General features: G+C 55.0%; 12 protein-coding genes. 1 reads left to right on the top strand and 11 read right to left on the bottom strand.

What is annotated here, in order from left to right; all coding sequences use genetic code 11:
• The first annotated feature begins 45 nt into the window (after positions 1–45).
• A complete protein-coding gene (locus NOX35_RS13950) occupies positions 46–1,584 on the top strand; it encodes an IS3 family transposase (protein ID WP_256493646.1) in 1,539 nt (512 codons plus the stop codon).
• A gap of 89 nt (positions 1,585–1,673) precedes the next feature.
• On the opposite strand, the gene istB is transcribed toward NOX35_RS13950, so the two are convergent.
• From istB to guaA, 11 genes are all read right to left on the bottom strand, one after another.
• A complete protein-coding gene (istB, locus tag NOX35_RS13945) occupies positions 1,674–2,459 on the bottom strand; it encodes an IS21-like element helper ATPase IstB (protein WP_256493544.1) in 786 nt (261 codons plus the stop codon).
• Positions 2,449–3,975, bottom strand: a complete 1,527-nt coding sequence (gene istA, locus NOX35_RS13940; protein WP_256493546.1) for an IS21 family transposase — start codon at positions 3,973–3,975, stop codon at positions 2,449–2,451. The genes istB and istA overlap by 11 nt, the downstream gene beginning before the upstream one ends.
• Positions 3,976–4,186: 211 nt before the next feature.
• Positions 4,187–4,330, bottom strand: coding sequence for a hypothetical protein (locus NOX35_RS13935; RefSeq protein WP_256493644.1), 144 nt, complete (start codon positions 4,328–4,330; stop codon positions 4,187–4,189).
• A gap of 336 nt (positions 4,331–4,666) precedes the next feature.
• Positions 4,667–5,260 (bottom strand): phospholipase D family protein, encoded by a 594-nt coding sequence (locus NOX35_RS13930; protein WP_256493643.1) that lies wholly within the window; start codon positions 5,258–5,260, stop codon positions 4,667–4,669.
• Positions 5,261–5,935: 675 nt separating this feature from the next.
• Positions 5,936–6,973, bottom strand: coding sequence for a hypothetical protein (locus NOX35_RS13925; RefSeq protein WP_256493642.1), 1,038 nt, complete (start codon positions 6,971–6,973; stop codon positions 5,936–5,938).
• 460 nt (positions 6,974–7,433) lie between these two features.
• A complete protein-coding gene (locus NOX35_RS13920) occupies positions 7,434–8,462 on the bottom strand; it encodes a hypothetical protein (protein ID WP_256493641.1) in 1,029 nt (342 codons plus the stop codon).
• Positions 8,459–8,701 carry an AlpA family transcriptional regulator gene (locus NOX35_RS13915; RefSeq protein WP_256493639.1) on the bottom strand — a complete coding sequence of 81 codons (243 nt, stop codon included), beginning with the start codon at positions 8,699–8,701 and terminating at the stop codon, positions 8,459–8,461. Before NOX35_RS13915 ends, NOX35_RS13920 begins: the two co-directional genes overlap by 4 nt.
• A 149-nt stretch (positions 8,702–8,850) precedes the next feature.
• Positions 8,851–9,983 (bottom strand): IS3 family transposase gene (locus tag NOX35_RS13910; RefSeq protein ID WP_122975108.1). Its coding sequence is split into 2 segments (ribosomal slippage): positions 8,851–9,728 and positions 9,728–9,983, totalling 1,134 coding nucleotides; the frame shifts between segments, so codons are not numbered across the junction.
• Positions 9,984–10,244: 261 nt separating this feature from the next.
• Positions 10,245–11,417 carry a transcriptional regulator domain-containing protein gene (locus NOX35_RS13905; protein WP_256493638.1) on the bottom strand — a complete coding sequence of 391 codons (1,173 nt, stop codon included), beginning with the start codon at positions 11,415–11,417 and terminating at the stop codon, positions 10,245–10,247.
• A gap of 7 nt (positions 11,418–11,424) precedes the next feature.
• The gene (locus NOX35_RS13900; RefSeq protein ID WP_256493637.1) at positions 11,425–12,756 is read right to left on the bottom strand and encodes a site-specific integrase; all 1,332 of its coding nucleotides are present in this window, start codon (positions 12,754–12,756) and stop codon (positions 11,425–11,427) included.
• Positions 12,757–12,967: 211 nt separating this feature from the next.
• Complete coding sequence (guaA, locus tag NOX35_RS13895; protein WP_182282899.1) at positions 12,968–14,584, bottom strand: glutamine-hydrolyzing GMP synthase; 1,617 nt, start codon at positions 14,582–14,584, stop codon at positions 12,968–12,970.
• Positions 14,585–14,615 lie beyond the last annotated feature (31 nt).

Here is a 14,615-nt window from a genome sequence, read left to right as displayed (position 1 = left end):
CCGGTGGGGATGCGGACAAAAACTTGGACTACCAGGAGGTAGTTCATGTACTCATACGCAGACAGGATTCGTGCAGTTGAGCTTTACATTAAGCTTGGCTTGCGTGTCAGAGCCACCATTCGCCAGTTGGGATACCCAACCAAGAACGCATTGAAAGGCTGGTATCAGCACTACCTGAAGCATCAGGATTTGCCAGTAAGCCAAGCACCAAGAGCACCGAAATATTCGCTACAGCAAAGACAGGTGGCGGTTGCTCATTACCTCGCCCACGATCGCTGTATTGCCGCCACGATGAGGGTTTTGGGTTACCCGGGTCGAGGAACGTTGACTGCGTGGGTTCGGCAAGACTGCCCTGACACCTGCAAATCGAGAGTAGGCAGGTCTTGGCCGACTACAAAGCCTGATGCTTTGATGTGTGAGGGCGTGGTGCAACTGTGTGCCCGCCAATCAAGTGCACAGGAGATTGCGGACAAGTTAGGGGTATGCCGGGGAACCTTGTACAACTGGAAAAATCAGTTGCTTGGCCCTTGTGCCCCAGCCTCAATGAAACACAGTCCAAAGCGATCGCCAGTGTTGGATGAAGCAGCACTCAGGCGCCAAGTTGAATCATTGCGCCAGGATGTTCGGCGGCTGAAGATAGAACGTGAGCTTCTCAAGCAGGCCCATGAAATCTTAAAAAATGGAGCTGACATTGATCTGCATAGGCTGGCAAACAAAGATAAGGCTGTGCTGGTTGAAGCGTTGCACGGGCAGTATGAATTGCCAGAACTGCTTTCTCTTGTTGGCCTTGCTAGAAGCTCGTATTTTTACCATCGTGCTCGGCTGAAGCTGGCTGACAAATACGTTGATTTACGCCGAAGCATCACAGAGATCTTCGACAACAACTACCGTTGCTATGGATATCGCAGGGTGCAGGCATCCCTGCTCAAGGAGTGCACGGGCATCTCAGAGAAGGTGGTTCGCCGGCTGATGAAGCAGGAGGGCTTGATCGTGGCCAAGCCCAAACGCCGCAGATATAACTCATACCTTGGAGAGATAGGCGCTGCCCCGCAAAACCTCATCAATCGAGACTTCCATGCTGCTGCTCCCAATGAGAAGTGGCTCACCGACATTACTGAATTCCAGATTCCTGCTGGCAAGGTTTACCTGTCGCCAGTCATTGATTGCTTTGACGGGCTGGTGGTGAGCTGGTCGATTGGGACTCATCCCAACGCAAACCTCGTCAACACAATGCTGGATGCGGCCATTGATGCTGTTCAAGGCAGCGAGAGCCGTCCTGTGATTCATTCTGATCGTGGAGCTCACTACCGATGGCCTGGCTGGCTCTCGAGGGTCCATGATGCAAAGTTGGTTCGCTCGATGTCTCGTAAAGGGTGCTCACCAGACAACGCTGCGTGCGAAGGCTTCTTTGGAAGGCTAAAGATGGAGCTGTTCTATCCTAGCAACTGGCAATCAACAACGATTGAGCAGTTCATTGAAGCTGTCGATACTTACATTCGTTGGTACAACGAAAAACGCATCAAGGTATCTCTGGGACGTCTAAGTCCTGTGGAATACCGGAACAAACTTGGCCTAGCCGCATAAAACCAGTCCAAGTTTTTATCCGCACCTCCGCCATTTCCATCTCAAACTGACCCACTCCTTGACTTGAGCCGTAAGGCTCAAGATGTGGATTAGGTTTTGTTTCTCTCCTTCTTCATGGGCGGTTGTTGGACTGCACTGCTGTGCTTGAAGCGGTAGCTATCGTTGCCTGTTTCCAGAATATGGCAGTGGTGGGTCAGGCGGTCCAGCAGGGCCGTGGTCATCTTGGCATCACCAAACACGCTGGCCCATTCGCTGAAGCTCAGGTTGGTGGTGATGACTACGCTGGTGCGTTCGTAAAGCGTCGAGAGTAGATGAAACAGTAGCGCACCACCAGATGAGCTGAAGGGCAGATAGCCCAGCTCATCGAGTATCACCAGATCCGTATGCACCAGCCTGTGGGCGAGCTGTCCGGCTTTGCCTTGCACTTTCTCTTGCTCCAGGGCATTAACTAACTCAACAGTAGAGAAGAAGCGCACCCTTTGACGGTGGTGCTCAATGGCCTGAATACCCAGTGCTGTAGCAATGTGCGTCTTGCCCGTGCCAGGTCCACCGACAAGCACCACGTTGTTAGCCTTCTCGATGAACTCACAGCGATGAAGGCTGCGTACCAAGGCTTCATTGACTTCACTGTGTGCGAAGTCAAAGCCTGCCAGATCTCTGTAGACCGGGAACCTGGCGACCTTGAGTTGATAGGCAATGGAGCGCACTTCTCGCTCAGCACTCTCGGCCTTGAGCAGTTGCGACAGTATGGGGTGTGCTGCTTCAAATGCTGGTGAGCCTTGCTCTGCAAGTTCTGTCACGGCATGGGCCATGCCAAACATCTTGAGTTGGCGCAGCATGATGATGATCGCAGCAATGGCGGGGTCATGACGCATGGCGCACCTGTCGGAGTTGGTCATAGCGCACGACGTTGGCTTGTGGCTCAACGATCAAGGCCAAGGCTTGGGGTGAATGGATGGGGTCAGGCTCCGGTGTTCCATCAATGAGGCGGTGCAAGATATTGATGATGTGGGTCTTGCGGGGTGCGCCATCCTCCAGTGCCAACTCGACAGCGGCCAGGACGGCTTGCTCATCGTGCTGCAACACCAAGGCAAGAACTTCCACCATCTCGCGATCGCCGCCAGGTTGCTTCAGGAGCAAAGCTTGCAGTCGTTTGAATGCGTCTGGCAACTCGACAAACGGCGCACCGTTGCGCAATGCGCCAGGCTTGCGCTGCAATACGGCCAGGTAATGGCGCCAGTCATAAACCGTACGCCCAGAGCCTTGGTGATTGCGCTCAATGATGCGCGGGTGTTCGCAGACGAACTGACCTTCGGCCACGACAACCAGGCGGTCGGCATAAACCTGCAAGCTCACGGGCCTGTTGGCATAAGAGGCCGGCACGCTGTAGCGATTGCGCTCGAAGTGAACTAGGCAGGTGGGAGAGACTCGTTTGGCATGCTCGACAAAGCCGTCAAACGGCCGAGGCATGGGCATCAAAGTTGAGCGTTCTTGCTCCCACACATCAGCAAGTGAGCCAGGCAATTGGCCATGCGCAATCTCTTGCCATAACTGCTGACACCGTTGCTCTAGCCAATCGTTGAGGGCACTGAGTGTCGGAAACGCTGGTACAGATTGCCAGATACGATGGCGAGCGTCCCGAACATTCTTCTCGACCTGTCCCTTCTCCCATCCCGAGGCCGGATTGCAAAACTGTGCCTCGAACAGGAAATGGCTGGCCATAGCACTGAAGCGGGCGTTGACCTCTCTGAGCTTGCCACGGCCGACACGATCGACGGCTGTGCGCATGTTGTCGTAGATCCCCCGCCTAGGGACGCCTCCAAACACCGCAAAGGCACGGTTGTGGGCATCGAACAGCATCTCATGGGTTTGCAGGGGATAGGCCCGCAGATAGAAGGCTCGGCTGTGGCTGAGCTTGAAGTGAGCCACTTGCAGCTTGGTGCGTACACCCGCGATGACAGCCCAATCCTCGCTCCAATCAAACTGGAAGGCTTCTCCAGCGCCGAAGACCAGGGGCACAAAAACGCCTCGCCCTGATGTTTGCTCAGCCACATGACACTGAGCCTTCCACACTCTGGCAAAGGCAGCGACTCGGTTGTAGGAGCCGGTATAGCCCAACCCCTGCAAGTCCACAAACATCTGCTTGATCGTGCGCCGCTGCTTGCGAGAGCGGTTGACTTCTGTACGCAGCCAGCCTGACAGCTTGCTGGCGTAGGGGTCGAGCTTGGTGGCAATGGTGCGCTGTGCAAGTTGAGGTTGCACAACGTCGGAGCGCAAATACTTGCGGATGGTATTGCGAGAAAGCCCAGTTCTGCGGGCGATCTCTCGGATGGACAGGTGCTCACGCAGAGCCCAGCGCCGGATGACACTCAAAGTGGCCACGTCAATCACTCCTGGTCTCCTGCTGCACAAGAAAGCAGCAGGCTAGGGTTAATGCGTGGGTCAGATTGAGATGGAAAAACCGGGGGCTAGTGGGTCACTTCTGGGTGGAAATCAACAGCCCCCTGGCTGCGGGCGTCATCAAGTACCTGCAGGAGAACGTCCTGGCCGCCAACAACCGTCAGCTTGCGCTGTAGACGCCAGTCCGAGGTGGCGAACGCGGCTAAAAGAAGATGGTGGCCGATACGGGCCGGTCAGCTCGAGTGAGAAAGGTGCCACCAAGGTAGGGCAGCTTCTGGTCGAGGGCATCCACGGCGACCACGCAGCAGCGCTCGACGTTCTGCTGTTGGATTGGGTTGAGAGACAAGACTTCTCTAAAGTCTTAGTGCAATGACTGCTCTGGGCAACAGCAGTCATTGGAATTTCTGAGGTGAACGACGGCAACCACCCAGGAGCCGCCTTTCGATTGGTGATGACGGCTCCGCAGCGGGTGCAGTCGGTGGCCGCCGCCGGTCGTATTCACGCTACCTGGCCCCAAGCTGTCGTTGGTAGGAGCGGCAGGCGCTGGCCCGAATGGCGGCTCTACGAGGCACAGCAGCCAAAGAACTTTCCCAAAACTTCTCGCGCCGCGCCGGTGTCAGTGCCCATCGGCGCCGCATGTGCTATGCGTTCGATCGACGGGCATGAACCCGGCCGCCTCAAGCTAAAGAGGCTGCCATGGAAAAGACAGTAGGTTCGAGTAGATTGAATCGAGAAGCTTCTCAATCTCGTGGTCGAACTTCTCGTCGTTGAAAGCGATGTGCGGAGCGTGGCTTCCTCCCCCCCAGTAGTGAAAGGCGTCGTGTACCGCTTGGGCGGCATCCAAATGGCTGTTCAGCCAATAGAAGCTGTCTGCTTCGACCTGAACACGCTCAGGAGAAGCAATTAAGTTATGTTCACTTCCACCGTACATGGTTGGCCCCGTAAAATTGCTGCTTCCTACGATGGCAAGAACAGGCTTCCCATCGCTAAGAAATACCGCAACCTTGGCATGCCATCGCAACGGAACCTCGCCTTTCTGGGGTGTGGGAAGCTTCCTCGCGTGAGCCTCGACGCCGCGCGCGACGAGAGCGTCTCTCAATGCACGGAGTTGCGACGGGTCGTCCTCGTAGCCACCCAGCAGGAAAACTTGCTTATCCTCCATGTCCTCGTTGATACCGAAATCAGGCGCCAAAACTTCTAGGCGCACCGTGAAATCAGTAAAGAAGCCCGAGGCGATGTATGCGCTGTCGATATTCCATGACTTCAATGTACGCACAAAAGTGTCACGGTAGTAGCTGCCTGAGAAGTGTTTGCGTAGTGCGATTGCGATCGGAATGACATCTCTCCCAGATTTCTGCGGTCTGAATGCGTCATCGATTTTCTCACGTGTCCGAATGTGCGCCCGACTGACGCGCGTCGCACGCTAGCCGGTTACGGACTGGCTGATTCCAAGCCTTGCCGAGCCACACAAGCCAGTCGGCTCCTGTAGAGGCAGCAGTCACTCAGCCTGGAAACGGTCCAATGGGCGCTGCTGCCGGCGGCGGTCGCTGGGCCGGCAAAAAATCAGCGTCAGCAGACAACCTAACGCAGCCGGTCACAAGCCATAGCGAGCGCAGATGTTCAGGTCAACCACATCTGTATTTGCGCCTTCGGCACGGTTGTAAAAAACAAATAGTTCTTTTGGTTTCGGTCAACAGTCACTAATGGCAGGCAAGATGGCAACCATGGACCGATAGGACGGACCGACGCTCATACCAGCCCTCGTTGCATAGATCAATGGCGCCAGAAGCTGCCAGAACAGTCGTGGCGCGGTTTTCTACTCTTGGCAAGAGTGCGCCAGCCATGCACATTAAAAACGCGCTCGCGTGGCCATAAAAAAAGGCCAGACAGCTCATGCCATCCGGCCATTGAATTCCGAGCCGCAACCATCCTGTTGCGCAACGCGGAAGTTCTAGATGCGCTTGTGGGGTGGCTCAAACGCAGAATCCGGAAAGATTCTGGACTCACGCAACGCAGCACAAGCCTGCTCCCACAGTCGCTCCGGTTGCCACCACGTGGCTTGACGACTACGCCAGTATTTAGGGACGCTGCGGGCATAGTCTGTGCGCTTAAACGTAGCCAGAGCGGCTTTAACGCCATCCTGGCGGCATATGGCTAGGAACGCTTTCTCGATGAGCGGTGGCAACTCTGTGCCGGCGGCAGATAAATCGGCAAAGCGAAAGCGCTCAAAGTAATTTGTTTGCTGCGGCAATTTCCACAAGGGCAGGCTGAGCATCTTCTTGCCGCGCACTTCAACACGTGTGGTGTCACAACCGTTGGCGGCTTTCTTGAGTTGACTGATCTTGTTGGCGGTCAGTGGGTCAGCATTTGTGCCTGCGTTGCCCTTCTTTGCGATCTCCAACACCGCCGCATGCACACGCTCCTGGCATTTGTCGTAAGCCGCAGTTGAGTAATTACTCTCGGTGCTGCCAAAGTTGTAGCCTTCAACGATACCCTCCTTGATGCTCACGCGCTTGCCGAACACGGTCATAAGTTGGCCGTTTTTGTACTGCACCAGAACTTTGCTCAGGGCTAGGTACAGAATGTCGACCGCAACGTGAAAGACTTGGAGCAGTGGCTCGCGCATCAAGCGGTTGTACTCGCGATGACCGATGATGCGGCGCATGACGTTGTGGATCGTCGCAACATCTCCGGGCTGCAATTTTGCGGGATTGCAATCAATGCGCAGGCCGCATTTTTGGCGAACAGGGTCAACGGCCACGAGCTGAACAAGAGCATTGCTTTCTCCGTTGAGCAGGATGTGGAAGTTGATGCAGTACTTGGGGCCGTTGAGATAGGCCCACTTGCAATTTCCAGTTGCAATTTCGTTTTTTACGATGCTGAGCACGCTTTGGTAGTCGGGATGGTTGCGCTCATTGCGGCAACTCCACTTCAGCTTCCATGCCAAACGATCTACAACAGGCATCAGGGGTTTAGGACGTAATTTCATACCATTGCTTTTTGAACTTGGTGGACGAACTCGATGGCTGTCGCGCACATCGGTTGCATCTGGTGCATGGAGCAGTGGCCTGATCTCCGCCAGTTCGAGCGCTATGTCGCAGGCGTGCCCGCCGTCGTGGTTTACGGGCGAGCCGAGGCACAGAGCACCATGCTGTCGATGCTTAAGTTATTTACAGTTTTGATTCGCTCTGAGTGCAGGTGAGCACTGAGCGGAGTTAGAGACCGGCCACAGCTTGCCTAGCGTGGATGGCGCAAGCGCCGTTTTGCTGAGCTGCTGTGACGGTGGTGGTGTGTAGCTCTATGTCGGTAGTGGTACTGCTATAGACCAGTACTGGTGCATATCTACATAGCTACAGCCATTGATTGCATACTTATTAGAGCTACCAGAAGCATGGCCAGTCTGAATGGGTTGAAGCCCCAATTTCACGCGGAGCCCCAACACGAAAAGGCTAGCGCTGCTTCTTCTTGACGTTGCTCTTGTTGCGTGCGTTGCGCTCGCTGCGATCATCCTGCGCAACGGTTTGAGAAGGTTTCAAGGTCTCACGGTCACGAGCATCTTTGCCGCCATGCCGTTTTGCGGGATCAATTCCACAGGAATTCAGCCACTGCACAAACATGTCATCGTCCCAACCATCGGGAATGGTAGTAACTACATTGCGGAGCTTGCGGCTGACGTTGGACTTATCCACCTCAAACAAGTCACCAATCCTTTGCATGCTCCATCCATTCAATTTCAGAATCGCCATCAAACGGGTCTTGAGGTCATCAGAAACATAGGGGGTGATTTCAGTTTCAAGACCAGCATCGCTAAGACGAGTATTGCAGACCACCTTACCGAGCGAAGGCTGAAAAGAGCTGAAGAGTTCAGGGCAGGCAATGGTGAAAGCTTCTTCATACCCTGGGTCAGGCTCACCCGGACTCACAACGAGCAACTCGTTAGCAATGGCTTGGTACTTGGCATGGAGAGTCATGCCAGGGCAAATCACAATGAAATAGGTATGGTTTGCCTCCCCCAAGCGGCGCGGCTGCAGCAGGCCTTCATCATGAGGCAACACACCATCCTGCAGCACGAGCACAAAACAGGCCTTCTCCAATGCACTTTTGCGCTTGCGAGCAAACCACGAAACCATTTCCAGGCTTGTTAGATTCAGCGCAGTGGATGCTTGCAAATACTCAAATGTGAATGCGTTATTGGCATATGCAGCGATACCTGTCCATGCATGACTGCACTTGATCATCTCCAGTTGGCGACGTGTTCCACTATGAATGGATGTGATCAGATCACAACTCGGCATGGGAACAGGAAGTTCCGCCGATGCAGTGGCCAGCGCCAAGAGCAACACATGCTCAACATAGAGTCTCAATGCTCCGAAGGGCCCGACCACCAAAGTCACTCCGGGGGAAATCGCAGAAACTTCGGCAGTCAGCGAAGGCAGTTTTTCAGTGCTGGCGCACTCGCTACGCAGGGCGCGCTTCATGCTGCACCGCCTTCCTGTTGGCTGTCGCGCTTTGCGATGCAAGACTGGATGTAGGCATCGATTTCGCTTGCGGGCCAGCCTTTCATGCGCGGACCAATCGGAACCCCCGGTTTGAGTACCCCCTCTTTGATGCGGTTATAAAAAGTGCTGTTGCTAAGCCCCGTCAACCGCAAGACCTCGTGCTTGCGGAGAAGGGCTTCGCGCTTTACGACAAGCGCCTCTTTAATCAATTTTTCCATGTCGAACTCCGTCGTTTGTTGAGGGAAAACAGTGATGGAGCGAGGCGTCCCTGCTTGAATCCATCTGCATTGCAATGGTTGAACTTTAGGATTCTGACCTGCCCCCTTCAGCCGTACCAGTGATTAGGTTGGGGTCCTGGGGTTGAAGGTTAATGGATTTGGGCAGGGATCTCATGACGAGCTGCGTCGCCTGCGTGCTGACGCAGTTGCTGGGCATACCTGGCTGGCGGTATGCGGCCAATGCTGCTGTGAGGCCGAACCTCGTTGTAGTCCCGACGCCATGCGGCAATCTCGGTGCGTGCCTGGCGCATGCTCTGGAACCAGTGCTCATTGAGGCACTCGTCGCGGAACTTGCCGTTGAAGCTCTCGATGTAGCCGTTCTGCATGGGCCGACCTGGCTCGATCAGGATGTGCCGGATGTGGTGTTCCTGCGTCCAGGCGATGAAGGCCCGGCTGGTGAACTCCGGGCCGTTGTCGGTTCTGACGGCGGCCGGGTAGCCCCTGAAGCGCGCCGCCTGATCCAGCAGCCGGGTGACGTACAGGCCGCTGATGCCGTAGTCCACAGCGATCTCCACGCATTCGTGGCTGAAGTCATCGGCCACGGTCAGGCACTTGATGCGCCGGCCACTGGCCAGGCTGTCGCTGACGAAGTCCATGCTCCACACCTCGTTGATGCGTTGGGCGATGTTTAGGGGCGTGCGCTCCATCACGGGGCGCTTGGCCTTCTTGCGCTTGCGAACCGCCAGATTGGCCGCTCTGTAGAGCCGGTACACCCGCTTGTGATTGACGCCAGGGAAGTCGTTGCGCAGCAGGTCGTGCACGCGCCGGTAGCCGAAGCGCCGACGCACATGCGCGATCTCGACGATCTTGTCCTTCAGGGCCTGGGTCTGTGCGCTGGGCACCGGTGGGTGCCGGTAGCTGTCTCGGCTTAGCCCCACAAGCCCGCACGCGCGACGCTCGGACAGTTGGTGCTCCTGCACCAGCTGCGTGATCAGCTCGCGCCGGGCTTGTGGGGCTACCTTTTTACCCCGAGCACGCTCTTGAGCGCATGCAGATCCAGGTGCGCCTCGGCCAGCAGGTGCTTGAGCTTGGCGTTCTCCGCCTCCAGCTCGCGCAGCCGTCTGGCCTCTGACACCTGCATGCCGCCGAACTTGGCGCGCCACTTGTAGAACGTGGCGTCGGAGAAGCCGCCCTTGCGGCAAATCTCCGCCACCGCCATGCCGACCTCGGCCTGTTGGAGGAACCCGATGATCTGTTCCTCTGTGAACTTGCTCTTCCTCATGTCTGCGATTCTCCTGAATGGCGGACCCCTTGCTACTTCACATTGGTACGGCCTGGGGGGAGCAGGTCAATTCGAGCGAATAAAAAAAAGTGACGCTAACTCAACTAAGTTAGCGTCACATGTACGTGATGGCGCTGCTTTCTTGCTCTCAGAGCTGGGCGCTATCCGACAACTGGGAAAATTTTGTGTCGAACGACTTGCCTCTTCTTGACGTGTGATGCACCCGGTCTGATAGAGCGGCGCAGCATCCGCACGGCATCCTCAATCCATCTGTAGAGCAAGTGATCTGTAGCCATGATCTCGAAGGCGTCTTGCACGCTCAAGTTGTTTCCGAATCGCGCTTGTATGCTCCTGTGCTGTTGCCAAGTCTGGCCTGACAGGATCAACGTAGCTCTTGCGCTTTTTTCCTTGAGCGTCTGTGTAAATTTCTCTTTCGAGTTTTCTGAGCTTTATCGCAATATCCAAACCGGATACCCCTTGCTCGTGAAGATCGAGTATTGCAATATATGAAGAAAAAACACCTTTACGGCCTTTCCTTTCCGGAAGTGGCTCAAAAAATCCTGCTTCCTGCAACTCTTTCTGATGTTCAGCTAAGTAATTTTTAACATCCTCTATCTGATATTCGATAGGCAAGCGAACATCAAAAGTAGCACGGACCAATGTGTCGCCGTCCAGTGAAAGTGGTTCAGGATCACGTCCAATCGGTATTCGGCGACCATCAAGTTGATGATAAGACGGGGGCGAGGAGAAGTTATCTATAATAAAAATAGCACCATTAATTCCTTTTTTTAATGGAAGCGTTTCAGCCTGAACTGGTCGATTGGTTTTTTCAGTCGCACTGAATGAATCAACCTCTATCTCTTTTTGGTTACCCTTCAGAATTTCCGAACCTACACCTTGCCACTCAGACTTTTCAAAGCTAATTCCTTTTTCATCAAGCCAAGGCGCCCTTACAAGCGAAGCCTCTAGGGGGACTGAATAGAACCAAATCGCATCTGCCGCATCTGCGGTCATTTCTTCAATGCTGGGATCGACCCATTGAATCAATCCATATTGGTCCGCACGATACTCAGGAGAAATTCGCAAAATTAGGTTGTCGATTTCATTTAAAAACATCGAGGTATGCTTCTTTGATTTTGACAACGGTTTGCTCAAATCTTTAATATATTCATCCAAAGTACTATTTTTGTCTTTCGTGTTCCAAAAATAGGTGCGATCGAAGAGCTTTACTGGCAGCGAGCCAAGTTGCGACCAATTTTCAGCATACGACTCCAGTTGACCTTGGGTTAGCTTTTCAAAAACATTTCGCTGGTCTTCACTAAGTGAATGCAAAAACGCGTAAGCTTCCCGATAATCACGATTGCGTCGCAAAAACTGCCAAGCCCATTGACGGTTTGTTTTTTCGTCAGCAGGAGTAACTTTCTTTGTTGTCATAAAAATATCAGCCAATATTCATATCAACATCCGCCGCAGCCACTTTCGCAGCGCGAACGATTTCACGTACATTTTCGCCGCGACTCCAAGCGTCGATCATGTCGGCCCAGGCTTGGAGCATGACTCGACGTTGTTCACCGTACTCAGCTTTGTTGTAGACACCCCGGATGCTGCCCTCTTCATGGGCGAGGCACTTTTCGATCCAGTCGCGGTTGAAGCCCGCCTCATTCAGCAATGACGAGGCAGTGCGTCGAAGATCATGGACGGTAAAATTCTCAAAATTATCACCACTAGCATTTATTGATTTAACTGCCACTTCGATAACACGATTAAGAGTCGCATTGCTTATTGTTGTGTTCATGTCATAACGACCTGGATGAAGGTGGCTAGATGTGGAAAAGCAAGTTTTGAATGTAATAAGAATATCTTGTGCTTGATTGCTTAAATAAACCACATGCGCTTTTCCGGTCTTCATGCGCTCTTTGGGAATTGTCCAGGTCGCATTATCAAAATCAACCTCATCCCATGTGGAATTTATGAATTCGCCCTTGCGAACCATTGTCAACATGACGAAGCGTAAGGCTAGGCGGAGTGTTGCGGCAGTGGCTGTTGTATCTAAAGCGTCAAGAAATTTTCGTATTTCGTTTGGACTAAGTGCTCGGTCTCGCGCTTTGAATGTCGCTATATCGCTGGGGCGAATGGCTTCCGCGGGGTTTGGCGCCGAAAATGACTTATCTTTTGCCGCCGCAAAGCGGTAAACCAGCAAGACTATCTCGCGCACTTGAACAGCTGGTGCAGAAGCACCTTTTTCACGAATGCTTTCGCAGTGCTTCATCAACTGCGCTGGCTTGATTTCGTCAAGCTTCAGCTTGCCAAAAGGGCCCTCCAGATAGCGCTTGTAGACAGAGCGCCGCATGGCGATGGTCGAGTCGGCCAAGCGTGCACTGTTGTTGGGGTCCGCTTTGTCAGCGAAATAGCGCTCAGCCCAGCTTGAGAAAGTCAGCGCGTCTGCTGCTTCTTGTCGCTTTTCAACCTTGCTTCTGGATGGTGATTCACCCGCTTCGACGCTGCGTCTAGCTATTGCAAGTAGCGCCCGTGCTTCTGCCAGGGAAACGGATAGACCGAACTCAAGCTCGCTTGACTCACGGGAGGACTTTGATCCGAGAGACTCGTCATAGCGGCCAATGGTCAGCGTTTCACGTCTGCCATTGAGACGGTAGTCGTATCGGAACGACTTGGTTCCAGCAGGGGAGACCGAGACGTACATGCCGTCTCGGTCGGCAATTTTGAATGCCTTGTCTTTAGGGCGCAGTTTGCGCAGTTCCGTGTCTGTGAGCATAGCTGCCTTTCTTTAAAAACTTTACCGTCACAACACGTGTCGGTAAAGAAAAGCAGCGCCTCAGGAAATCACGGATTTACCGTCAAATTTGCCGTAAAAAAATGTGGTTCTCGTTGCACCGTATAGGATTGCGAAAAACACTTAACTCGTTGAATTTCAAAGAGGTATGCGGAATCCAAGACGCTGCTGGACGTCTCGGAATCACTGTAAATTATTCCCACTCGATGGTTGCTGGTGGCTTGGTGCTCACGTCATAGGTGACGCGGTTGATGCCGCGCACTTCGTTGATGATGCGGCCGGAGACCTTCTTGAGCAGGCCGTAGGGCAGCTCGGCCCAGTCGGCAGTCATGAAGTCGCTGGTGACCACGGCGCGCAGGGCCACGACGTAGTCGTAGGTGCGGCCGTCACCCATCACGCCCACGCTCTTGACGGGCAGGAACACGGTAAAGGCCTGGCTGGTCAGGTCGTACCAGCTCTTGCCGGTCTTTTCGTCGATCCAGTTGTTCAGCTCTTCGATGAAGATGGCATCTGCGCGGCGCAGCAGGTCGGCATATTCCTTCTTCACTTCGCCCAGAATGCGCACGCCCAGGCCGGGGCCGGGGAAGGGGTGGCGGTAGACCATGCCGCGGGGCAGGCCCAGGGCCACGCCCAGTTCGCGCACTTCGTCCTTGAACAGGTCGCGCAGGGGCTCCAGCAGCTTCAGGCCCAGCTGCTCGGGCAGGCCGCCGACGTTGTGGTGGCTCTTGATCGTGACGGCCTTCTTGCTCTTGGCGCCGCCGGACTCGATCACGTCAGGATAGATGGTGCCCTGGGCCAGGAAGGTGGCGCCCTTGGAGCCAGCGTTGGCGGCCTTGAGCTTTTCGGCCTCGGCCTTGAATACGTCCACGAACAGGCGGCCGATGATCTTGCGCTTTTGCTCGGGCTCGGACACGCCGGCCAGCTCGCCCAGGAACAGAGCGGAGGCATCGACGCGCACGACCTTGGCGTGAAGCTTGCCTTCGAACATGTCCATGACCATATCGCCTTCGTTCAGGCGCAACAGACCGTGATCGACGAACACGCAGGTCAGCTGGTCGCCGATGGCGCGGTGGATCAGGGCAGCAGCTACGGACGAATCCACGCCGCCGGACAGGCCCAGGATCACTTCTTCATCGCCCACCTGTTCGCGGATCCTGGCCACGGCTTCTTCGATGTAGTCGCCCATGATCCAGTCTGCCTGCGTGCCGCAGATGTCGAGCACAAAGCGGTTGAGCAGCGCCTGGCCCTGCACGGTGTGCGTGACTTCGGGGTGGAACTGCACGGCGTAGTAGCGACGCGCTTCGTCGGCCATGCCGGCAATGGGGCAGGACGGCGTGGAGGCCATGACCTTGAAGCCCGGAGGCAGCTCGGTGACCTTGTCGCCGTGGCTCATCCAGACCTTGAGCATGCCGTGGCCTTCGGCTGTGGCGAAGTCTTCGATGCCTTCCAGCAGCTTGGTGTGGCCATGGGCGCGCACTTCGGCGTAACCGAATTCGCGGGTGTTGGAGCCTTCGACCTTGCCGCCCAGCTGGGTGGCCATGGTCTGCATGCCGTAGCAAATACCCAGCACGGGCAGGTTCAGCTCGAACACGGCGTCGGGAGCGCGGTCGTCCACTTCGTAGACGGAGGCATGGCTGCCCGACAGGATGATGCCCTTGAGCTTGCCGTCGGCGGCAAACTCGCGCACCCAGTCGCTGCTCACATCGCAGGGGTGGACTTCGCAGTAGACATTGGCTTCGCGCACGCGGCGAGCAATCAGCTGCGTGACCTGGGAGCCGAAGTCCAGAATAAGAATCTTGTCGTGTTGCATGGTGATCAAGGGCAAGAGGGTGGCAAAAGGG

The sequence above is a fragment of the Comamonas sp. C11 genome, assembly GCF_024496285.1.
GTDB lineage: Bacteria > Pseudomonadota > Gammaproteobacteria > Burkholderiales > Burkholderiaceae_C > Comamonas > Comamonas testosteroni_F.
This window is presented reverse-complemented; position numbering and strand designations above follow the sequence as displayed.